General features: G+C 65.9%; 21 protein-coding genes. 3 read left to right on the forward strand and 18 right to left on the reverse strand.

The genetic code is table 11. The features are described 5' to 3' along the window. Positions 1–34: 34 nt before the first annotated feature. A complete protein-coding gene (gene phnF / locus RB2654_RS09895; RefSeq protein ID WP_008331003.1) occupies positions 35–748 on the forward strand; it encodes a phosphonate metabolism transcriptional regulator PhnF in 714 nt (237 codons plus the stop codon). Here phnF and RB2654_RS09900 read toward each other — a convergent pair. The 8 genes from RB2654_RS09900 to RB2654_RS09935 all read right to left on the reverse strand — a co-directional run bounded on the left by RB2654_RS09900 (position 745) and on the right by RB2654_RS09935 (position 8487). Further along, positions 745–1359: an LbetaH domain-containing protein gene (locus RB2654_RS09900; RefSeq protein WP_008331005.1), complete on the reverse strand. Its 615-nt coding sequence runs from the start codon at positions 1357–1359 to the stop codon at positions 745–747. The genes phnF and RB2654_RS09900 overlap by 4 nt on opposite strands. Next, on the reverse strand, positions 1359–1997 hold the full coding sequence (locus RB2654_RS09905; RefSeq protein WP_008331007.1) for an SDR family NAD(P)-dependent oxidoreductase: 639 nt from the start codon (positions 1995–1997) through the stop codon (positions 1359–1361). The genes RB2654_RS09900 and RB2654_RS09905 overlap by 1 nt, the downstream gene beginning before the upstream one ends. A gap of 1 nt (position 1998) precedes the next feature. Next, positions 1999–3345: a phosphonate ABC transporter, permease protein PhnE gene (gene phnE, locus RB2654_RS09910; RefSeq protein ID WP_008331009.1), complete on the reverse strand. Its 1347-nt coding sequence runs from the start codon at positions 3343–3345 to the stop codon at positions 1999–2001. After that, positions 3345–4196: a phosphonate ABC transporter, permease protein PhnE gene (phnE, locus tag RB2654_RS09915; protein WP_008331011.1), complete on the reverse strand. Its 852-nt coding sequence runs from the start codon at positions 4194–4196 to the stop codon at positions 3345–3347. The genes phnE (RB2654_RS09910) and phnE (RB2654_RS09915) overlap by 1 nt, the downstream gene beginning before the upstream one ends. A gap of 60 nt (positions 4197–4256) precedes the next feature. Beyond that, the gene (phnD, locus tag RB2654_RS09920) at positions 4257–5162 is read right to left on the reverse strand and encodes a phosphonate ABC transporter substrate-binding protein (protein WP_008331012.1); all 906 of its coding nucleotides are present in this window, start codon (positions 5160–5162) and stop codon (positions 4257–4259) included. A gap of 60 nt (positions 5163–5222) precedes the next feature. Continuing rightward, entirely contained in the window at positions 5223–6041 is an 819-nt protein-coding gene (phnC, locus tag RB2654_RS09925) for a phosphonate ABC transporter ATP-binding protein (RefSeq protein ID WP_008331013.1), read from the reverse strand. A 94-nt stretch (positions 6042–6135) separates the two neighbouring features. Next, positions 6136–7524, reverse strand: coding sequence for a phosphomannomutase (locus RB2654_RS09930; protein WP_008331014.1), 1389 nt, complete (start codon positions 7522–7524; stop codon positions 6136–6138). A 51-nt stretch (positions 7525–7575) separates the two neighbouring features. Further along, positions 7576–8487, reverse strand: coding sequence for a LysR substrate-binding domain-containing protein (locus tag RB2654_RS09935; protein WP_008331015.1), 912 nt, complete (start codon positions 8485–8487; stop codon positions 7576–7578). A 211-nt stretch (positions 8488–8698) separates the two neighbouring features. Between RB2654_RS09935 and katG the strand changes: the two genes are divergently transcribed. Beyond that, a complete protein-coding gene (gene katG, locus RB2654_RS09940) occupies positions 8699–10891 on the forward strand; it encodes a catalase/peroxidase HPI (RefSeq protein WP_008331016.1) in 2193 nt (730 codons plus the stop codon). A 241-nt stretch (positions 10892–11132) separates the two neighbouring features. Here katG and RB2654_RS09945 read toward each other — a convergent pair whose 3' ends face one another. Together RB2654_RS09945 and RB2654_RS09950 are read right to left on the reverse strand one after the other, a co-directional pair. Further along, the gene (locus tag RB2654_RS09945; protein ID WP_008331017.1) at positions 11133–12281 is read right to left on the reverse strand and encodes a CaiB/BaiF CoA transferase family protein; all 1149 of its coding nucleotides are present in this window, start codon (positions 12279–12281) and stop codon (positions 11133–11135) included. After that, positions 12281–13474 carry an acyl-CoA dehydrogenase gene (locus tag RB2654_RS09950; RefSeq protein ID WP_008331018.1) on the reverse strand — a complete coding sequence of 398 codons (1194 nt, stop codon included), beginning with the start codon at positions 13472–13474 and terminating at the stop codon, positions 12281–12283. Before RB2654_RS09950 ends, RB2654_RS09945 begins: the two co-directional genes overlap by 1 nt. A gap of 101 nt (positions 13475–13575) precedes the next feature. Here RB2654_RS09950 and RB2654_RS09955 point away from each other — a divergent pair, with 101 nt between their 5' ends. Beyond that, positions 13576–14463: a LysR family transcriptional regulator gene (locus tag RB2654_RS09955; RefSeq protein WP_008331019.1), complete on the forward strand. Its 888-nt coding sequence runs from the start codon at positions 13576–13578 to the stop codon at positions 14461–14463. Here RB2654_RS09955 and RB2654_RS09960 read toward each other — a convergent pair. From RB2654_RS09960 to cpaB, 8 genes are read right to left on the reverse strand one after another with little or no spacing between them, the layout of a single operon-like run. Then, the gene (locus RB2654_RS09960; protein WP_008331020.1) at positions 14460–15449 is read right to left on the reverse strand and encodes a type II secretion system F family protein; all 990 of its coding nucleotides are present in this window, start codon (positions 15447–15449) and stop codon (positions 14460–14462) included. The two genes, RB2654_RS09955 and RB2654_RS09960, sit on opposite strands and share 4 nt — an antisense overlap. Positions 15450–15458: 9 nt before the next feature. Then, complete coding sequence (locus tag RB2654_RS09965) at positions 15459–16409, reverse strand: type II secretion system F family protein (RefSeq protein WP_008331022.1); 951 nt, start codon at positions 16407–16409, stop codon at positions 15459–15461. Continuing rightward, entirely contained in the window at positions 16409–17821 is a 1413-nt protein-coding gene (locus RB2654_RS09970) for a TadA family conjugal transfer-associated ATPase (protein WP_008331023.1), read from the reverse strand. Before RB2654_RS09970 ends, RB2654_RS09965 begins: the two co-directional genes overlap by 1 nt. Positions 17822–17823: 2 nt before the next feature. Beyond that, positions 17824–19074 (reverse strand): CpaE/TadZ family protein, encoded by a 1251-nt coding sequence (locus RB2654_RS09975; RefSeq protein ID WP_008331026.1) that lies wholly within the window; start codon positions 19072–19074, stop codon positions 17824–17826. Then, positions 19071–19697, reverse strand: a complete 627-nt coding sequence (locus RB2654_RS09980) for a TadE/TadG family type IV pilus assembly protein (protein WP_008331028.1) — start codon at positions 19695–19697, stop codon at positions 19071–19073. The genes RB2654_RS09975 and RB2654_RS09980 overlap by 4 nt, the downstream gene beginning before the upstream one ends. Then, positions 19694–20188: a TadE/TadG family type IV pilus assembly protein gene (locus tag RB2654_RS09985; RefSeq protein ID WP_008331029.1), complete on the reverse strand. Its 495-nt coding sequence runs from the start codon at positions 20186–20188 to the stop codon at positions 19694–19696. Before RB2654_RS09985 ends, RB2654_RS09980 begins: the two co-directional genes overlap by 4 nt. After that, positions 20188–21675, reverse strand: coding sequence for a TadE/TadG family type IV pilus assembly protein (locus tag RB2654_RS09990; protein WP_161600689.1), 1488 nt, complete (start codon positions 21673–21675; stop codon positions 20188–20190). The genes RB2654_RS09985 and RB2654_RS09990 overlap by 1 nt, the downstream gene beginning before the upstream one ends. Further along, complete coding sequence (cpaB, locus tag RB2654_RS09995; protein WP_008331047.1) at positions 21675–22502, reverse strand: Flp pilus assembly protein CpaB; 828 nt, start codon at positions 22500–22502, stop codon at positions 21675–21677. The genes RB2654_RS09990 and cpaB overlap by 1 nt, the downstream gene beginning before the upstream one ends. Positions 22503–22507 lie beyond the last annotated feature (5 nt).

Here is a 22507-nt window from a genome sequence, read left to right on the forward strand (position 1 = left end):
GCGCCCGGATTGTCTTGTGAAAGTTCTGTGACGTATGCCCAAGACCCCGATCTGGAAATCCATCGCGGCCACCATCGGAGACGAGATTGCCAAGGGCCATTATGGGCCCGGCGACAAGCTTCCGACCGAGGCGGCCCTGTCGGCGCGTTTCGGCGTCAATCGCCACACGGTGCGCCACGCGCTGTCGGACATGGCCGAGCGGGGGCTGGTGCGGGCGCGGCGCGGGGCGGGCGTGTTCGTGGAGGCCGAGCCGACCGATTATCCCATCGGTCGCCGGGTCCGCTTTCACCAGAACATCCGCGCCTCGGGCCGTTTGCCGCAAAAAGCCGTGCTCAGGATCGAAGAGCGGGGGGCGGACCTGTCCGAGGCCGCCGCGCTTGAGATCGCGCAGGGCGCCCCGGTGATCGTCTACGAGGGGCTGTCGTTCTCCGAAGGCACGCCCATCGCGCATTTCATTTCCGTTTTCCCAAAGGCACCTGTGCCGGGCCTTGCCGCGACATTGGGCGAGGTGACATCGGTCACCGAAGCGCTGGTGCGCAACGGGATCGACGACTACGTGCGGGCCGAAACGCGCATTTCCGTCGACCACGCCTCCGCAACGCAGGCGATTCACCTCAGGATCGGATCGGGCGATGCGGTGCTGAAATCCGTCGGCATCAACCGGACCGAGGGCGGGTTACCCATCGAATACGGCACGACGTGGTTCGCCGGGGACAAGGTGACGCTGACGGTCGCGCCGGACAGCTAAGCGCCGTACTTTTCCAGAAAGGCTGGCGTCGACATCGACCGGAAATCCGCAAGTCGGTCGCGAAGCGTCGCATGATCCCAGTCCCACCACGCAAGATCCATCAGCCGCTGGGCCACGGGCCGCTCGAACCGGGCGCGCAAGGGTTTGGCGGGGATGCCCGCGACGATCTGATATGGCTCCACGTCATGAGTCACGACCGCCATGCTCGCCACCACGGCGCCATGGCCGATCTGAATCTCGGGGCGGATCACGGCGCCGTGCCCGATCCATGTGTCATGCCCGATGCGGGCCACACGTGCGGCGCGCTTTTCAAAGAAGCCGTCATCCACCTCGGCGTCGTCGAAGTAGTCCGGCGAACGGTAGAGGAAGTGATGCAGCGACGGCTGGTCCATCGGGTGATCGGTCGGCCCGATCCGCACGAACGCGGCGATATTGGCGAACTTGCCGATCTCGGCATTGGCGATGTCGGCGTAACGGTCGCAATAGGAATAGTCCCCGAACTGCGCGTTCTGGATGCGGCTGCCCTGCCCGATCTCGACAAACGCCCCGAAGCGGGAGCCGCCGATCTGGCAGTCCGGATGGATGAACGGCGCCTCGCCCAGCCGTGCCATCAGAATGGTCTTTCCTCGCCGGTGAACTTGAAGAACTTGCCGGTATCGGACATCGACAAGCGTTCGATCAGACCCAGAATGCCCGTCGCCACCTCGTCGGGCGTCACATCCGCCTCGGGCCCGCCCATGTCGGTCTGCACCCAGCCCGGATCGACCAGCGCGACGGGGATACGGTCGGCGGCAAGATCGGTCGCCAGCCCCTGCATCACCTTGTTCACCGCCGCCTTGGACGCGCGATAGGCGATGCGGTCGGACTTGGCATAGCCCATCCACGCCATCTGGCTCGACACCGTGACGATCTTGCCCTGACCGCTGGCCCGCAACGCGGGCAGCACGGCCTGCGCCACCGCGAGCGGGGCGAGCGTGTTGATCGTCAGCGTCTCGGCGAACCCTTCGAAATCCATGTCGAGCGTCGACTGCCGGTCCGGCCCGATGATCCCTGCGTTGTTCACGAGCACGTCGATCCGGCCCAAACCGCCGAAGGCCCCGGCGATGGCGGCCACGTCGGACAGATCGCAGGCGATATCCGTGCCCGCGCCCGACCGGCTGTGCGTCACGACGTCATGCCCCTCAAGCCGCGTAGCCGCCACCAGCGCCGCGCCGATGCCACGGTTCGCCCCTGTCACCAGAATTCGCATGTCACTCTCCCTTAATCAGTTTCCGTCGGAGCCAACCGGACAAGCTGTCCATCAGCATCACGACGATCACGATCAGGATGATATAATAGGTGACCTCTTCCCAGTCCTTCTGGGTAATCATGGCCTGCGTGAGCAAAAGCCCGATCCCACCGCCCGTGATCGCGCCGATGATGGTGGCCGAGCGGGTGTTGGATTCGAGGAAATAGAGCACCTGCGACAACAGCACGGGCGTCACCTGCGGGATGACCCCGAAGCGGTAGCGCTGCACGGTCGACGCCCCGGTCGAGACGACACCGTCGATCTGTTTCTGATCCACGTTCTCCAGCGCCTCCGAGAACATCTTGCCGAAGCTGCCGGTATCCGTGAACAGGATCGCAAGTGCGCCGGTCATCGGGCCGGGGCCGAAGGCACGGGATAGAAGGATGGTCCAGATCAGCGCGTCCACTCCGCGCAGAAAGTCGAACACGCGGCGCAGCGCAAAGCGCACGGGCATCAGCGGCGAAAAGTTCTTGGCGGCAAGGAAGGCGACGGGCAGCGCGACGATGGCCGCGCCGAAGGTTCCGAGAAAGGCCATGAGCACGGTTTCAAACAGCGCCCAAGCTACATCGACATGCCGCCACATCGGGTTTTCCCAGAAGTCGTGCCACGCGCCTTCGATATTCCCACGCGCCGGGTCGATCTGGTCGCCAAAGAGAATGTCAAAGACCCCGTGGCCAGAATAGGGGCTGTCGAGCGTGAACCAAAAGAGCTCCCATCCCGGAAAATAGTTGAACACCTCGGTCTTGTTCCGTGTCAGCGAAAGCCGCCCCTCGTCCGTCGTGATCGCCATGCGCGTGCTGGACAGGTTGATCCAGTCCGGCACGTCGTCTTCGGGGATGTTGGTGACGACCGTGCGCCCTTCGATCTGGCCGCGAATGGTGCCGTATCCGGGCACCTCATAGGTCAAAGCGTTACCCGGCAGGAAGGTGACGATATGCCCGGCGCCAAGGTCGATCACCGTGGTCTCGCCCTGCGCGTCCACCCAATCCGGCACGATGCCGTCCGGATAGGCCCCCTTGCGCTCGCCCTCGATGGCGACGCCGAGTTCGCCCGAGCGGTTGTCGCGGGTCACGTGGGTCTTGTAGCTCACCATATCCGCGACAAGCGTGCGCCCGTTCTGCACGTCGAACTTGAGCCGGTCGCGGTCGGGGATGTTCGACGGGATGCCGAACATGTCGGGCGTCAGGATGTGGAACGCGAAGGCGACATAGACCAGATAGGTCAGGACAACCGCAGGAAGACCCCACGAAAAGAGCTTCTTGCGCCCGAACAGGCGGTCCGCCTGTGCATATGCGGTCGCATCGGTCATCAGTGCGCCCCCTCATGTGCCAGCCGGTTGCGCACGTGGCTGGAGATTTGATCGAACACGACGATGGTCAGGAACAGCAGGATAAAGATCGCCGCCGCCTCGTCGAACCGGCCCTGCCCCCATGACATCGCGTTCTTGAGCTCGTACCCGATGCCGCCCGCGCCCACGAAGCCGAGGATGGCGGAGGCGCGGATGTTGATTTCGAACCTCAGCAGGGCGTAGCTGAAATAGTTGGGCGCGACCTGCGGCACGACGCCCAGCCACATGCGCTGACCCCATGTCGCCCCGACCGAGGCCAGCCCCTCGATAGGTTTGAGGTCGGCGTTCTCGTTCACCTCGGAGAACAGCTTGCCCAGCGCGCCGGAGGTGTGGAAGGCGATGGCGATCATCGCGGGCACCGGGCCACCGCCCAGGACGAAGATCAGGATCAGCGCGATGACGATTTCAGGCACCGCGCGCATCACGTCCATGATCCGGCGAAACACCGGGATCAGGCGCGGCCAGCGGGCCATGCCGCGCGTGGACAGAAGCGACAGGATGAAGCCAAGAGCCGCACCGATGATTGTCGAAGCCGCCGCGATGTTGAGCGTTTCGGTGAGCGCCGGGAAGTATGTCACGAGGTGGCCGGGCAACTGATCCACCTTGGGGGCCGTGTCCGCGATCACGTCGGCAGGAAAGCCAAAGATATTCGGCAGCCCGGCCCAGAACCCGCCCGCGTTCCGGGCATCGGCCAGCATGAAGCCGGACACCATGAGCGCGACGAAAACGGCCAGCATGATTCCACCGTACATCCGTTTGCGCCGGGTCATTTCGACGTAATGCGCGCGGGCGTCGAAGGGGATGTCGGTCATGGCGGGCCTTTCGAATACAAAGACCCCGCCGGGGTGCGGCGGGGTCGATGGTGGTCTGGTTTACTCGCTCTTGGCCTTGCGGGCCTCGATGATCGAGAGATAGGCGTCATGGGTGATCGGGTCGAAGCCCAGCGATTCACCGGCCGAGATGTTGTAGGTGCATTCGGGGTCGGCGTCGTACATGCCGTCGACCAGCGCGGTCATCTTGTCCTTCACGTCCTGCGGCAGCGCCGAGGCGAGCACGATCGGGCCTTCGGGGATCGGCTTGGAGCGCCAGATTTCCACAAGGTCGTTCATGTCGACGAGGCCCGCGTCCACGGCTTTACGAAGCGCGCCGGAGTTATAGCCGTCGGCCCATTCGCCCTGACCGTCGGCCCAGGTCACGCCCGCGTCGATGTCGCCGTTGTTGACCGCGACGATGGTCTGCTCATGCCCGCCGGTGAACACGACGTCACCGAAATACGCGCCCGGCTCCATCGTGATCGCGTCGCCTGCCATCGGGATTTCGATGGACGGGATCAGGTAGCCGGAGGTCGAGTTCGGGTCACCGAAGCCGAACACCTTGTCCTGCATGTCCTCGAGCGAGGTGATGCCGCTGTCGGCGCGGGCGAAGCCGATGGAATGATAGCCGTAGGAGCCGTCGAGGTTGATCTTGACCAGCACCGGCTCGACCGCCTCGGGGTCTTGCAGGTAAGTGGCGGCATAGGCGGAGGCGCCCAGCCACGCCATGTGGATCGTGCCGCCCAGCAGGCCCTGAATGACGCCGTTGTAGTCGGCGGGGGCGAACAGCTTGACCGGAACGCCCAGAGCGTCTTCGGCATAGGTCTTGAGGCATCCGTGGTTGTTCAGGCGGTCCTGAGCGTTTTCGCCACCCAGAATGCCGATGTTGAACTCTTCGATGCCTTGGGCCATGGCCGGGGTCACCAGCGCGGTGGTGGCAAGGGCAGCTGCGAGGATGCGTTTCATCTGTCTCTCTCCGTTTCAGGTTGATTGAGGGGCGTCCTGCCCCGGTCGATGAAAGGGTCGTCAGGCGGTCGCGGCGGCGCGGGCGGTGAGCGCCGGGCGCGCGGCATCGCGGATTTCGGTCGAGGTGGCGTCTTCGGAAAAGCTGTCGTCCGCGCCGTAGATGTCGCGGGCCACGCCGGTCGTGAGTTGCGCGGGCGTGCCGTCGAACACGATCCGCCCGTCGCGCATCCCGATCACCCGGTCGCAATAGCGCCGCGCGGTGTCGAGCGTGTGGAGGTTGGCGATGACCATCCGCCCGTCTTCTTCGTGGATGCGCCGCAGCGTCTCCATCACGATCTGGGCGTTCATCGGATCGAGCGAGGCGATGGGTTCGTCCGCAAGGATCACCTTGGGGTCCTGCATCAGCGCCCGCGCAATGGCGACCCGCTGCTGCTGACCGCCCGACAGTGCCTCGGCGCGTTTGGCCGCATGTTCGGCAATGCCCATACGTTCGAGAATGTCGATGGCGTGATGGATGTCCTCACGCGGGAACAGGTTGAACATCGTGGCGAAGGTCGAGCGGCGATTGAGCGTGCCGTGCAGCACGTTCGACACCACGTCCATGCGCGGGACGAGGTTGAACTGCTGAAAGATCATGGCGCAGTCTGCCTGCCAGTTGCGGCGTTCGCGGCCGCGCAGGGTCAGCACGTCGCGCCCCTCGAAGGTCAGGCTGCCCTGGGTCGCGTCCGTCATCCGGTTCATCATCCGAAGGAAGGTGGACTTGCCCGCCCCCGAGCGCCCGATGATGCCCAGCATCATGGGCCGGTCGACGCTGAAATTCATGGAATCGACCGCCGCGTTGCGGCCAAAGCGTTTGGTCAGGTTTTCGACAACCAGCATGGAGCCCCCGTCTGTCACGGGGGTCCGTATGGGGCGAATCCGTCACCGAAATGTGTCGCTGGCGTAAAGCTTTTGTAACGCCGCGCCGCCGAGGTCAGGTCAGGGCGGATCGCAGCTTTTCGATGTGCAGGGTGACCAAATTCGTGGCGGTTTCAGGATCGCTCGCTTCGGCATAGCACCTGAATTCGGGCGCGTTGCCGGAGGGGCGCAGATGCACCACGGCCCCTTCGGCAAAGGTCACGCGCAGCCCGTCCGTGGTGTCGGTCGCGGTCTCGGTGAGGCCCTCACCGAAGAACGCCGCGCGCGCGACCCGGTCGCCCTCGAGCCCCGCGATGAACGCCCGCGCCACCTCCGGCTCGACACCTTGCAGGCGGTCGGCGGCGGTGAACCGCGGCGGCAGGGTCGAAGCGAGGCCTGACAGGCGCACCCCCTCGGCCTTTGCCCGCGCGAGCGGCGCGATGATCGGCAGCAGGCTGTCGCGGGTCATGAGCGGGGCAAGCGTGCCCGCTGGCCCCTGCGCCTCGAACCCGAGCAGGAAGCCCCCGTTCGCCTCATACCCGGCGACCTTGGCGGCGGGGTCGGCGTCCAGCGCCGCCTCCATCGCCGCGATCACGAAGGGCGAGCCGATGCGCGTCAGGTCCACCCGGTCGAAGCCCAGTTCGGACACCATCGTGTTGGAGGACACCGGCGTGCAGATCACCTGCGCGCCCAACATCTGCGCCGTGAGCGGGCCAAGCACGTCGCCCGGCACGATCCGCCCCGTCTCGTCCGTCACCATCGGGCGGTCGGCATCGCCATCGGTGGACACCAGCGCCGACAACCCATGTTCGGCACACCAGCCCGCGAACATCTCGCGCGTCTCGGCGTCCACCGCTTCGGTGTCGACCGGGATGAAGGTGTCCGAACGGGCAAGCGGCACGACCTCGGCCCCCAGTTCGGCCATGACGCGGATCAGGATGTCGCGGGCCACCGACGAATGTTCATAGACGCCAATCCTGAGCCCCGACAACGCATCCGCCCCGAACGCCCGCACATACCGCGCAACGTAAAGGTCCGGTGCGTCGTAGCGCGGCTCTTCCTGCGCGGTGAGCCCCCTTGCCTCGCGCCTAAGCGCGGCCGTGATGCGCCCTTCGTCCTCCTTCGAAATCTCACCCGTCGGCAGATAGAATTTCAGCCCGTTGCGGTCCGCCGGAATGTGACTGCCCGTCACCATCACGGCCCCCGCCTGCCCGGCCATCGACACCAGCGCAAGCGCGGGTGTCGGCACCGGGCCAAGGCGAACCACGTTCACGCCCTCGCCCAACGCCGCATCGGCCACGGCATCCGCGATGTCGGGCGAGGAAGGCCGCAGATCCCATCCCAGACAGATCGTGCCGTTATGCGGACAAGCGGCGAGGAACGCGCGGGTGTAATCCGCGACCAGTTCCGGCGTCAGCTCCGTGACGAGGCCCCGCAGCCCGCTCGTTCCGAATTTCGGTGCCATGTCCCTGCCCTTCGCCTGTTTTCCCGTTTGTCCCGGCCCGGTGCCCGTGGGTCAAGCCGCATTCGCGGGGCGGCCAGCCATCGCGGCGGCGCGCACGACTTCGGCCACCTCGCGCAACTGGCCCGCCAGCGGACTTGTCCGGCGCCAGATCATCCCGATCGTGCGCGTCGGCTGCGGTTCGGGAAACCGGGCGACCGAGACATCCGTCGCCCGCGTCTCGACCGGGACAGCCATTTCGGGGATGAGCGTGACACCGATGCCCGACCCGACCATCTGAACCAGCGTCGAAAGCGACGACCCGTCCAGCGTCTCGCGCGGCAAAGCGGACTGGATGTTGCAGAACGACAGCGCCTGATCGCGAAAGCAATGCCCCTCTTCCAGTAGGAGCAGCCGCATCTCGCGCAGGCCCTCGCGGTCGGGAACGGGTTTGTCGGCATCTTCGGGCGGACGCACGAGCACGAAGTCCTCTTCGAATAGCGCGACCTCGGTGAACGCGGGTTCCGATATGGGAAGCGCGAGAATGGCCGTGTCCAGCCGCCCCTCGTGCAACTCGGTGATAAGCTTCGACGTCAGCGACTCCCGCACATGAATGTCGAGGTCGTCATGCTCCAACGACAGCCGACCGATGATGGCGGGCAGCAGATAGGGTGCGATGGTCGGGATCACCCCGATCCTGAGCCGCCCGGCGAGCCGCCCCTTCGCCGCGCGCGCCAGATCGCCCAGTTCATCCACACCACGCAGCACCTCCCGCGCTTTCGCCACGAAATCTTCACCGAACGGCGTCAGCCGCAACTGGCGGGGCCCACGTTCGACCAGAGGTGTCCCAAGTTCTTCCTCAAGCTCCTTGATCCGCATCGAAAGGGCCGGCTGCGAGATGGCGCAGGCATCGGCCGCGCGCCCGAAATGGCCGTGTTGCGCGAGCGCGTCGAAATAGCGGAGCTGCTTGATCGTCAGGTTTGCCATAACTCCTAATTATGACAACCATCAGAAAACGCAACTTTTAGATATCGAATGCGAATGTTAGATTGATTCTAGGAGGAGGACATTCCATGCGCCGCCAAGGTCGAATCAAGGACTTTGGAGGGGTCGACGTGACCGTTGGCCCCGCAAAAGCGGACGTATGCCCTGTCCTTCGAGAGCGCATAACAGACTGACTCTAAAGGGAGAGTACCTCATGGACGGCAATGCTGCATCGAAATGCCCCTTCGCCGGTGGCGCAGCGGTCACGCAAGGGACCCGCACGAACCGCAACTGGTGGCCCAACCAGCTTAACCTCAAGATCCTGCACCAGAATTCGGACCTGTCCGACCCCATGGGCGACGATTTCGATTACGCCGAGGCGTTCTCCAAGCTCGACCTGAAGGCGCTGAAAGCGGACCTGACGGCGCTGATGACCGACAGTCAGGACTGGTGGCCCGCCGATTTCGGCCACTACGGCGGCCTGATGGTCCGCATGGCATGGCACGCCGCCGGCACCTACCGGATCGGTGACGGTCGCGGCGGTGCGGGCACCGGGCAGCAGCGGTTCGCGCCGCTGAATTCGTGGCCGGACAACGCCAACCTCGACAAGGCGCGTCGCCTGATGTGGCCGATCAAACAGAAATACGGCAACGCGATTTCCTGGGCCGACCTGATGGTGCTGGCGGGGAACGTCGCGCTGGAGTCGATGGGCTTCAAGACCTTCGGTTTCGCCGGTGGCCGCGCGGATACGTGGGAGCCGGAAGAGGACGTGAACTGGGGCGCTGAAGAAGAGTGGCTCGGCACCGATCAGCGTTTCCACGGCGAGCGTTACCTCGACAACCCGCTGGGCGCCACGCACATGGGCCTGATCTACGTGAACCCCGAAGGGCCCGAGGGCGAGCCGGACCCGGTCAAAGCCGCGCACGACATCCGCGTGACCTTCGCCCGTATGGCGATGAACGACGAGGAAACCGTCGCGCTGATCGCGGGCGGCCACACCTTCGGCAAGACGCACGGCGCGGGCGACGCCGCCCTCGTGGGCGCCGAGCCCGAGGGCGCGGGGCTGGCCGAGCAAGGCTTCGGCTGGACCTCGACCCACGGCAGCGGCATGGGTGCCGATGCGATCACGGGCGGCCCGGAAGTCACCTGGACCAAGACCCCGACACAGTGGTCGAACAATTTCTTCGAGAACCTGTTCGAGTACGAATACGAGCTGACCGAAAGCCCTGCGGGCGCCAAGCAGTTCGTGGCCAAGGACGCGCCGGAGATCATCCCCGACCCGTTCGACCCGAACAAGAAGCACAAGCCGACGATGCTGGTCACCGACCTGTCGCTGCGCATGGACCCGGAATACGAGAAGATCTCGCGTCGGTTCTATGAAAACCCCGACCAGTTCGCCGACGCCTTCGCCCGCGCGTGGTTCAAGCTGACCCACCGCGACATGGGGCCGAAGACGCGCTATCTGGGCGAGGAAGTCCCGGCCGAGGATCTGATCTGGCAAGACCCGATCCCGGCATGCGATCACCCGCTGGTCGACAGCGCGGACATTGATACGCTGAAGTCCAAGATCCTGTCGTCGGGCCTGTCCGTGTCGGACATGGTGAAAACCGCCTGGGCCTCGGCTTCGACCTTCCGGGGGTCCGACAAGCGTGGCGGGGCCAACGGCGGCCGCATCCGTCTTGCCCCGCAGAAGGACTGGGACGCGAACGAACCGGCGGAACTCGCCCGCGTGCTGGGTGTCTACGAAGGCATCATGGCCGACTTCAACGGCTCGGCCTCGGGTGGCAAGAAGATCTCGCTCGCCGACCTGATCGTGCTCGGCGGTTCGGCCGGGATCGAGAAGGCGGCCAAGGACGCCGGTCTGGACATCTCGGTGCCCTTCACGCCGGGCCGGATGGATGCCTCGGAAGAGCAGACGGATGTCGAGAACTTCGAGCCGCTCGAACCCCTCGCCGATGGTTTCCGCAACTACCAGCAGGTCGAATTCGCGGTGCCGGCCGAGGCGATGATGGTCGACAAGGCCCAGCTTCTGACCCTGACCGCACCGGAAATGACGGTGCTCGTGGGTGGCCTGCGGGTGCTGGGCGCGAACCACGGCGGATCGGCGCATGGCGTGCTGACTGACAAGCCCGGCACGCTGTCGAACGACTTCTTCGTCAATCTCCTCGACATGGGGTGCAAGTGGTCGGCCACGGACGACGCCGAGACGACATTCGAGGCGCGGGACCGCAAGACGGGCGAAGCGAAGTGGACCGGGACGCGCTGCGATCTGGTGTTCGGCTCCAACTCGCAACTCAGGGCGATCGCCGAGGTCTATGGCCAGTCGGACGCGAAAGAGAAATTCGCGGCGGACTTCGTGAAGGCCTGGGTCAAGGTGATGGACGCGGACCGCTTCGACGTGAAGTGACCTGACCTTAGCGACCTTCGGGGGCGGCCTTTCGGGGCCGCCCTTTTCTTGTCTGGGGGTTCGGCTCGGGCTTGGCTGGACGGGATCGCGGGTGCGCTTGGAGTTTGAGCCAACAGGATACCAGAATACTAGGATTCTAGTATTCTGGTTCCAAAAATAACTCTATTTTACAGTATCTTGAAACCACAGCACCCGCTCAATTCGTTAACGCCACGCGTTTCGCAGCACCCGGAGCACCGCGTCAGGACCGTTCCCCAAACGCCCACTTCCCTTGCCCCAGACCCGGCGAGGCGCGCCCGGACACCGTCTCGGCGTCGGACAACCGGATGGGTGTGCGAACCCCCGGTATCCCCTCGGGCCGGATCACCATCCCACGCGCCGCCATCTGCGGATCGTCGATCGCCTCGGCAACCGTGTTGATCGGCCCCACCGGAATGCCCAAGGCCGTCAGCCGCTCGATCAACGCCGCCTTCTCGACCTCCGCCGTCGCGCCGGAAATCGCGTCGCAAAGCTCGCCGCGATGCGCGACCCGGCCCGCGTTGTCGGCGAACCGCGCGTCGGTCAGAAACCGATCGAGCCCAAGTGCTGCGCACAAGGCCCGGAACTGACGGTCGTTCCCGGTCGCGATGATGACGTGGCCATCGGCCACCGGGAACACCTTATAGGGCACCAAATTCGGATGGGCATTTCCCATCCGCGTGGGCGCCGCACCGGACACGAGGTAATTCATAGCCTGATTGGCCAGCACGCCGACCCCCGTCTCCATCAGGGACACGTCGACCTGCTGCCCGCGCCCGGTCCGCTCCCGCGCCGCAAGCGCCGCTTGCACCCCGATCACGCCGTGCAGGCCGGTCAGGATGTCGATCCACGCGACCCCGATCTTCTGCGGTTCGCCGTCGGGATCGCCGGTCAGGTCCATGATCCCGGTCATGCCCTGCGCCATGAAGTCGTAGCCCGGCTGATGCTTGCGCGGCCCGTCCTGACCGAAACCGGACACCGAGGCATAGACCAGCCGGGGGTTCAGCGCGGCGCAGCTTGCGTAATCCAGCCCGTATTTCGCAAGGCCCCCGACCTTGAAGTTTTCGATCAGCACGTCGGCCTCGGCGATCAGCGCCTTCAGCCGCGCCAGATCGTCCGCGTCGCGAAAATCGCAGACGACCGAGGTTTTACCCCGGTTCGCGGAGTGGAAATAAGCCGCCACCCGCTCGGTCCCGCCATCCGGCAGGGGCCGTTCGATAAAGGGCGGCCCCCATTTGCGGGTGTCGTCGCCGTCCGGGCTTTCGACCTTGATGACCTCGGCCCCAAGGTCCGCAAGCGTCTGGCCGATCCACGGACCGGCCAGCACCCGCGCAAGTTCGATGACCTTCAGCCCCGCATACGGTGCGGTCATCAGAAGAACGCCTGAAGGCCCGTCTGCCCACGACCCAGAATGAGCGCGTGAACATCATGCGTGCCCTCGTAGGTATTCACCGTTTCGAGGTTCTGGGCATGACGCATCACGTGGTATTCCGACGAAATTCCGTTGCCGCCGTGCATATCGCGGGCCTGCCGGGCGATGTCCAAGGCCTTGCCGCAGTTGTTGCGTTTGACGATGGAGATCATCTCGGGCGCGAACTTGCCCGCGTCCATCAGCCGCCCGACGCGCAGCGCGCCTTGCAGGCCCAGCGCAATCTCGGTCTGCATGTCGGCCAGTTTCTTCTGATAAAGCTGCGTCGCGGCAAGCGGCCTGTCGAACTGCTTGCGCTCCATCCCGTAGGCATGCGCCCGGAACCAGCAATCCTCGGCCGCACCCATCGCGCCCCAGGAGATGCCGTAACGTGCGCGGTTCAGACAGCCGAATGGCCCGGACATGCCCGAGACGTTGGGCAGCAGTGCATCCTCGCCCACTTCGACATCTTCCATGACGATTTCGCCCGTGATGGACGCTCGCAGGGATAGCTTGCCTTCGATCTTGGGCGCCGACAGGCCCTTCATGCCCTTTTCCAGCACGAAGCCGCGCACCTTGCCGTCATGCGCTTCGGACTTGGCCCAGACAACGAACACGTCGGCAATGGGGGAGTTCGAGATCCACATTTTGGACCCGTTCAGCACATAGCCGCCGTCCGTCTTTTTCGCCCGCGTCTTCATACCCGCCGGGTCCGAGCCCGCATCGGGTTCGGTCAGACCGAAACAGCCGATCCATTCGCCGGACGCCAGTTTGGGCAGGTATTTCTGCTTCTGCGCCTCGGACCCGTAGGCCTCGATCGGATACATCACCAGCGACGACTGCACCGACATCATCGAGCGGTAACCGCTGTCTATCCGCTCCACCTCACGCGCGACGAGGCCGTAGGAGACATATCCCGCGCCGACCCCGCCGTAGGCGTCGGACACGGTGACGCCAAGCAGCCCGGCGGCCCCCATCTCGGCGAAGATCGCCGGGTCGGTCGTCTCATTGAGATAGGCGTCCTTCACGCGGGGTGCGAGCTTGTCGGCGGCAAAGGCGGCCGCCGTGTCGCGGATCATGCGCTCGTCTTCTTCGAGCTGATCGTCCAGCAGGAACGGGTCCTCCCACTTGAAGCTCTGTCCTTTCGCGTCGGCCATCTGATCCTCCTAGTCCGTCGTTTCCATGTGCATAATCGTTGAAAACCCGCCTGAACATCGGCATTTTCCCAAGAGTTGATGCACTTTATGCATGAGGTGTCATGCGCAATCGCCGTTTCCTCCCGTCGATCTCGGTGCTCGCCGCCTTCGACGCCGTGATCGCCACCGGGTCGGTGACCGCCGCCGCGCGCGAACTGGACCTCACCCAGAGCACCGTAAGCCGCCTGATCCGCACATTGGAAGAGCAGTTGGGGCGCGATCTGTTCGTGCGGCACAAGAAACGGCTGGTGCCGACGCCCGCCGCGCTCGATCTGGCCGGGGACGTGGGGCGCGCGCTCGACCTCATTCAGCGGGCCAGCATGAAGGTGGTGGCGAACCCCGAAGGCGGTTCGCTGTCCGTCGCGACGCTACCGACGCTCAACGCCCAGTGGCTCGGCCCGCGGCTGAAGTCGTTCCTCGACACCAATCCGGGGATCAACCTGAGCCTGACCACCCGCCTGCGCCGTTTTTCGTTCGAGACCGAGCCGGTGGATGCGGTGATCTACTTCGGCGACGACGACTGGCCCGGCGCGCATCATCTGCGCCTGTTCGGCGAGCATTACACCGCCTGCGCCGCGCCCAACCTCATCGCCGGGGCGGACGTCACCGCGCCCGCCGACCTCGCCCGCCTGCCGCTCCTCCAACTGGAAACCCGGCCACTCGCGTGGGCCGACTGGTTCGCCGCGCATGATGCGCCGCCGCCGCGTGCGGACGGGATGCTGTTCGACCACTTCTCGATGATGACGCAGGCGGCCATCGCGGGGCTTGGCGTCGCGATCCTGCCCGCCTACCTCGCGGCCACCGAACGGTCCGAGGGGCGGCTGGAGCCGCTGTTCACTCCGGCGGTGCCGGGGCGCGGGTCGTACTGGCTCGCGTGGCCGGAACCGCGCGACGCCTATCCACCGCTCGTCGCGTTTCGCGACTGGCTGTCCGGGCAGCCCGCGCCCTAGTCTCCGAAGACCGAGAGGTAGCGGATCACGGTCGGCCCCAGTGTGATGAGGAACAGCGCGGGCAGCATCATCACCGACATGACCCCGGACATCTGCACCGGCAGGCGGTTGGCTTTTTCGATCGCCTTCATCTCGCGCATCTCGCGCATTTCGGCGGCATAGGCGTTCAGCGCCTTGGCGATGGACGTGCCGTATTCCATCGACTGACTGACCACCTGCGCAAAGGCCGAAACCTCGGCCACACCCATTCGTTCGGCCATATCGGCCAGCGCTTGCCGCCGGTCGCGGCTGGCGAGGATTTCGGCCTGACACAGCAGGAACTCTTCGGAAATGGCCGGGCTGACGGTGGCAAGACTCTGACCCACGCGCGTCATCGCCGCATCGAACCCCATGCCCGCCTCGGTCGAGATTTGCAGCAGGTCGAGCGCATTGGGAAACCCCGCCTCGATCTCGGCCTGTCGCGCCCTGATCTTGCGCTTGAGCCAGATCGTCGGCGACCAGAACCCGATGGCGGTGCAGATCGCGACGAGGCGCGAGGCGGAAATGAAGGTGAGGCCGCCGACGAGTTTGTCGAGGAACCAGGGCAATCCGATGCTCATGTTCAGGGCCGTCAACGCCAGTGCGATGACCGGCGCGGCGGTAGCGAGGATCAGGCGCAGCACGAAGAAGTTGCGCAGCGCGTTCGGACCGCCGAACCCGGCCCGCCGCAATTGGTCGCGGATCTGGGTCCGTTCGGCGCGTTCCTCGGGGATCAGCGCCTTGAGCATCCCCTCGGGCAGCGCGTCGGGTGTCTTGAGAAGGTCACGGTTCGCCGCGCGCCCATAAGCTGCGGACGCCGCCCGCATCCGTTCGGCCGCCGGGTCGCGCATCGCGATCGCGGTCCAGAGCGCGAGGCCGATGAAAACGACCGACACCGCGACCATCGCCATGAGCAGACCGGGCGAGTTCAGGAGCGAAGTCAGATCGGAAAACGTATCACCAAGCATCGCGAAACCTCACACACGGAACGAAACGAGTTTTCTAAGCATCAGCGCATTGCCCAGAACCAGCGCGAGGATCGCGCCGCACATCGGCCAGAACGCCGGATCGTCCTTGACGGACGCATAGTATTCCGGCGCGGTCAGCGAAGTGCCCACATACATGAGCACCGGCATCGCCGAGAGGATGATGGCGGTGATCCGCCCTTCCGAACTGACAGCCGAAACTCGGCGACGCATGGCGAAGCGACCCCGGATCACCCGCGCAAGGGTTTCGAGCATCGCGCCGAGATTGCCCCCGGTCGCGTGCTGGATTTGCACGGCGGCGGACAGGTAGTGAAAATCCTCAATGTCGATGCGCCGCGCCAGATCGTCGACCGCGTCGGTCAGGCTGTCACCATAAGCCACCTGATCGGCGAGAATGCGGAACTCCGCCGCGATGGGGTCGGGCAAGGTGGTGGCGACGTTGCGGATCGTGACGTTCAACGGGTGTCCGACGGAGAGCCCCCGTTTCATGAGGTCGAGCGCGTCGGGCAGTTGCCGGGTCAGCGCGTCAGCCCGTTTGAGGGCCGCGGTCGAGATGACGAGCGTCGGGACGAGAACACCGACACCGACGGCCACCACAAACGCAAGGCCCGCGCCGATCACCCCCTGAAGCACGAGGAACAGGAGCGAGGTGACAAGCGCCGACCCCAGCACCAGCACGTTGGGCGACAGGGTCATGCCGGCACGCCGCATACGCACCGGAATGGTTCCGAGGATCGGCAGACCGTCTAACGCGGTCCGCTCCACCAGCTTGCGCAGCCGGTCGCCCGTTCCAGCGTCCCCACCCGCTTGCATCCGGCGCATCCGGTCCAGCTGCACGCTGTCGTCCGCCGGGCGGCGCACCTGCCAGACGGCGGCCCCGATCAGGCAGAGCGCCAGAACGGCAAGGCCGATCAGCAAAGCGGTGCCGGACAGGCCCGCCATCACACCGGCTCCGCTGCGGTGAAGATCCCCGTGGGCAGCGGATAGCCAGCCGCCTCGATCGCCTCGACCGCGCGGGGGCGTACGCCGGTCGGACCGAAGCGTCCGATCACGTTGCCCTCCGCATCGCGCCCCGCACGGCGGTAGGCGAAGATATCCTGCATCAGGATCGTATCCCCCTCGATCCCGTAAACCTCGGAGATCGCCATGACGCGGCGCGTGCCGTCCGACAGGCGGTTGAGCTGCACGACGATGTTGATCCCTGCGGCCACCTGCGCGCGCACAGCGGACAGCGGGAAGTCGTTTCCGATCATCACCACCATCTGTTCGAGCCGCGAAATCGCATCGCGGGCGGTGTTGGCGTGAATCGTGGTCATCGACCCGTCATGCCCGGTGTTCATCGCCTGAAGCATGTCGAAAGCCTCCGACCCCCGCACCTCGCCGATCACGATCCGGTCGGGCCGCATCCTGAGCGCGTTCTTGACGAGAAGCCGTTGGCTTACCTCTCCCGCGCCTTCTACATTCGCGGGGCGGGTTTCAAGCCGCACCACATGCTCCTGCTGAAGCTGAAGCTCGGCGGCGTCCTCGATCGTCACGATCCGCTGGCGGCGGTCGATGAAGGACGACAGCGCATTCAGCATCGTCGTCTTGCCCGACCCGGTGCCGCCGGAGATCAGCACGTTCATTCGCGCTCCGACCGCGGCATGGAGAAACGCGGCGGCGTTCCGGCTCAACGCGCCTTGGCTCACCAGCTTTTCCATCGTCAGTTTGTCGGCCGAGAACTTGCGGATCGAAAGCGACGGTCCGTCGATGGCACAGGGCCGGATGATCGCGTTCACGCGGCTTCCGTCCGGCAGGCGCGCATCGACCCACGGCTGGCTTTCGTCGATCCGGCGACCCACGCGGCTGACGATCTTGTCGATGATCCTGAGCAGGTGCTTTTCGTCCCGAAACGTCGTCGGCGCGCGTTCCAGCAAGCCGCCGCGTTCCACGAAGACGTTGCGATGGCCGTTGACGAGGATGTCCGAAACGCCGTCATCCGCAAGCAGCGGTTCGAGCGGGCCAAGCCCCATCACCTCGTCGATCAGTTCGCCCACCAGCCGCTTGAAGCTGTCCGATCCCATCTGGATGCGGTTGTCGTTCAGATGCGTGACGACCAACGCCGAAATCGCACGGCGCAGTTCCTTGAGGTCGGCTTCTTCGATCAGGGCGAGGTTCACCTCTTCGAGGATGATCTCATGCAGGCGGTGCTTGAGGTCGAACCATGCGCTCGTCTCGCCTTGCGAGCTGTGCGCGACCGGGGCGGGCGCGGGCATCGGCACGACGTTGCGGGTGTCGGTTGGGGGCACCCCGGCGGCAACGGGCACCGGTTTGCGCGCGTCGCGTCCACCGCGGAAATCATTGAAAATCGGCATGCTCAGGCCCTCCGCCGGTTCGAATTCTTGAAGTCTGTTCTGATCTGCTCGACGACCGGACCCATGGCGCGGCTTACGGGTGCCTTCGGGCCGGACAGTGCCATCGGCTGCCCGTGCGCGCGCGCCCGTGCGGCGGTCTTGTCGTCGCGGGGGAGCCATGTGGCGAGGGTCTGGCCGAGGAAGTGCTCGGCTTCCTTCACATGGGCGGCACCCGGCTTCTTCTCCTTCGACACGACGACCTGCACCGGCAGGGCGGCGTGATCGTCGGTGTAGAGGTCGATCATCCGTCGGATCTGGCGCACCGTGTGGACCGAGGTATCGCCGAGGATGAAAAAGCGGTCTGCCCGGGCCAGCACGGCGTCGATCCAATCGACGACGACACGGGGCAGGTCGAGCACGACGTAGTCGTAGGCCAGACGAAGTTCGTCGATCAGCCAGGCGACCATGTCCGGCGTCATCGCGTCGAGCGGCGCAAGCGTCACGGGCGCGGCCATCACGTCGAAGCCGCCGGGTGCATAGCTCTCAAGCGCCCGCTTCAGAAAGGACTGGTTCGGGTTCGCTTGCCCCTGAAGCATCTCCAGATAGGCACCGCCATCGGTCAGGTCGATGGAGGCGCCCAGAACGCCGTTTTGGAAGTCGAGGTCCACCACCGCGACCCGCGCGGGTTCGCCTTTCGATGTCTTGTCGGGGCGTGCCAGCAGCGTGGCGAGGTTCAGCGCGAAGGTCGTCGTGCCGACACCGCCCGCCGCCCCGCAGACCGCAAGCACCATGGCGTCGCGCGTCTCGCCCCCGGTGGTTTCGGCCTGCGTGGTCAGCGCACCGAGGCTCGCCGCATGGTCCGCTTGCGGCTGGGTGTTGGACAGCGGAATGACCTCGGCCACCCCGGCCTCCATCAGCGTGCGCGCCGTCGCCAGCGTCAATGCCTCGCCGGTCACCCCGAGGATTTGCAGATCGTCCCCGAAGTGGCGTTTGAGTTCGCGAATGATCGCGATGTCGGTGTCGTTTCCGGGGCGGATCTCGAAGACCAGCAATTCGAGACCCGTAAGATCGGCGTCTTCGCGAGAGATGTAATCTGCAAGGCCGAAGGGTTTGTGGCGGACGTCGAGGTTGGCGTCCTGCGCCAGCCCCCGCGCGACCATCTCGGCCATGCCGGGCGTGCCGGACAGCATCAGGGTCCGGGTGCGCGCAGCCTTTGGCGCCGCGACCGGCAGATCGGCGTCGGTGAAGCGGGACGAGACGGCCAACTCGGTCATGTGTTCTCTCCATCCATGAGGATTTCGGCGGGCAACGAGGCGCTCATGCCCGGAAAGGCGATGGCGGCCCCGACCTTGCCGTCGGCATTCGCGCCCATAAGCGTGGCCAGCGCCCCGATGGGGGTTACGAATTCGAAGTCGAGGTCGACGATCTCGACCGTGACGCGGGGCGTGTAAGGCCCGCCGACGAAGCCGAGGTTCCCGTCGTAGTCGTAGCCGAAACGCAGGTTGGCGGGCGTCGCGTTGGTCGGCAGAAGCGCCGTGATGCGGGCGTAGATTTCGGCCCCCGTCGCGCCCGACTGCGCAGCCGTGCAGGACACCGAACCGGGGTCGGCGCACAGCCCATCGCCCGCCGAACAGGCGGTTCCGTAGGGGGTCAGGCTCCAGCCGATGCTGCGCGTGGTCGCCGCCGGCACGCCATCGCAGGCGGGCGTCCGAACCACGGCGGCGCGCACCGCCTGCTCGGTCGCCTTCTGCGCCATGACATAGGCGAAGCCCAGACGACCGAAGTCGATCAGGCCGAAGGCGAGCAGCAGGAAAAGGGGCATGATGATCCCCATTTCGACAAGCGCCGCACCGCCCTCGTCCCGCCGGAAGCGGATGATATGGCCGCGCAGGATCATGTTCCGAAAATCCGGCCCTGATCGCTCACCTGCGTCGATGCGGTGGGCAGGGTCATGCCCGCCAGTTCGAACACGCGCGCGAAGGGAAAGGTTATGTTCAGCACGGCGGTCACGGTCGCCACCGGCACGGTGCCGGTGCGATAGTCGCCGGATGCGCAGGTCAGCGCGGCGGTCACCGAGGACACGGTGATCGACGCCGGAAAAATCAGCGTTCCGTCCGAGGCGTTGCGCACTATGTCGGTGACGGTCGCCTGCCAGTCGTCCAGATCGGCGCCGACCTCGTCACAGATCGTGGGCGTCTCGACCCGCGCGACGTAGCGTGTCGCATCACGCACGCCCGCGATGGTCGCCTGATAGGCCCAGAAGGTGCGCGCGGCCTCGATCGTCACGCCGAAGAGGATCAGCATGAGCGGCAGGACGAGGCCGAACTCGGCCAGCACCGCGCCCTCGTCGCGGTGTGCGAAACGGCGGATATGACGAAACGCGCGCATCAGTCGTAGAGCCTCACCACGTCGCGCAGCACCGCATCGGTGACGTTCTGCGAGGGGTCCGGCCCGACCTGCCCCACGATCTCGACCGCGACACCGTCGGTGCCGTCAAGGCCGACCGGGGTCATCAGAAAGACCTCGGCGAAGCCAAGCACCGGAACGCCAGCAGACCCGGCCGAGACACCGTTCGCGCCGCAATCCACCACCGCCGCCACCATCACGCGGCGGGCCGGGTCTTCGGACACCGCCGAGGTGCATTGCGGGCCGACGACCAGATCGAGAACGTCGTCCACGATGCCGCCGACGCCGCCGAGCAGACCGCCCAAACCCCCGGACGACCCACCACTCGACCCGTCCGGGGTTTCGCCTGCCAGTTCGGCGGCAAGCTCGGCCTGAAAGTATCCGAAGCGCGTCGTCGCGGTCGGGTAAGGGTCGGTGCCGCCATAGTTCACATCGACATAGACGTCGCGCCCCGCGCTCCAGTCGCCATCGCCCAGAAGTCCGCAGGTTCCGCCCGCCTGACAATCGTCGAGCGGCAAGCCCGCAGCCCCCGAAAGCGAGACGTTCGTGCCCGTCAGACATTGACCCAGAAGCGGCTCGAACGCCGAGAGCACGTTCGAGGCGGCAGGATAAAGCGCGTCGTTCACGAGGTCCGTGGCCGGGCCGTCGAATATGTCGAAGGGGATGTTGAGCGAGGCGTCGAGACTGACCGACAACAGGCTGTCGCGCACCGTGACCCCGTCATCGGCAAGGCAGACCGGCTTGTCGCCTTCCGCCGCGATCATGCAGATGTCGAGGCCGACACCGTCAAGACCCGCGCACAGACCGTCCATCCCGATAAGGTCCGCGACCGGATCGAGCGGGGCGAGCGCGCCAGGGGCGAGTTGGCCCACATCGGCGGCAAGGTGGAGGTCGAGCGACCGGCCCACACTGGCCCCGATGTCGAAGTCGGCACCTGGCGCGCAGATCATCAGCGGCGTGACGTTGCAGGCATAGCGCGTGAAGCCCGCGACGGCATGGGCGCCCGCGCGGTCGCGCCCGGCATCGTTGCCCGACAGGGCCGCATAGACGGCGCCGAAGATCGGCGTCACGGCGCGGTCCGCGACCCGGACCGACACGTATTTCGCCGCCTCCGGGGTGGTCGTGGCGTCGATCTCGCCCGACGCATCCGGCCGCACCGCGTAGAAAGTCAGGACGAAATCCTCCGCGCCCAAGGCGCCCGGCCCTTCGCCATAGGTCTGGCTGTCCGCGATCAGTTGTTCGGCGGCGGCTTGCGCGCGGGTCAGCGCGTCGGCACCCCCGTCAAGCTCGCCCGCCGCCGCCAGCGCCACGTTGTCGGCGAAGCTCTGCATCTCGGATTGCGTGGCTGCGGCGCGACCGAAATCGTAGCTGAGGGCGACGATGCCCGACAAGATGGCGAGCATCAGCGCGAACACGACAAGCACGGCGCCGCCCTCGTCGCGCCAGTGGGAAGCCAGACGGGACCGCATCATTGCTCCAGAACGATCTCTTCCGACGCCATGCCACGGCGCACACGCACCGTCGTCGGGTCGAGCGCGGGGGCCTGAACGACCACCTCGGGTTCCGGCGTGGGTTCGGGATCGCCCCAAACGTCGCGCAGGGTGATCTGATCCATCTCGCCGGTGTCGCCGATGGCATCGTCATTGCGCAGGATCAGGCTCAACTGCCCGGCCTCCTGCGCCAGGACGAGGCGCTGACTGTCGCGCGGCGCGACCTCGACGGTGATCGTGCGGGCCTTGCGCGCCCCCCGCGCCTCGGTGTCCTGATCGACGGCAAGAACGCGGGTGTCCTGAAGGATGACGCCCGTGCGAAGCGTGTCGCCCCGCCCCTGTGTCAGGACGATATCGACATGGTCACCGGGGGAGACGAAGCCGCCGACGGCCGTGTCCGCGTTCACCCGGATCGCGACGGCACGGGTTCCGGGCGAAAGGGTCGATCCGATGGTCACCGAAGCGCCGAATTCGGAAACATTGGCGGCGAGAACGACATCGCCCTCGCGGATTGTCTGGGTGGCGCGGCGCGGGGCCGTGCCTTCGGCGCCCAGCAGGACCGTGGCGCTGTCGAAGGCGCCTGTTGGCACCAGATCGGCGGGCCATGTCTGGGGGACGAGGTCGTCGCGGCGGATCGGCTCACCGAACCGGATGTCTCGCGCGGCGGCGATCAGCACGACCGTTTCCGGAACGGCCACCGTTGGGGCGGCCTGTTCGGACCCGCCCAGCACGCGCTGTGCGACGGCGGCACAACCGACGGCCAGTGCGATGCCGCTCGCGGCGAGGATGAGGGGTGCTTTTCGCATGATCT

It is taken from the genome of Maritimibacter alkaliphilus HTCC2654 (assembly GCF_000152805.1).
In the GTDB taxonomy this organism is placed as follows: Bacteria; Pseudomonadota; Alphaproteobacteria; order Rhodobacterales; family Rhodobacteraceae; genus Maritimibacter; species Maritimibacter alkaliphilus.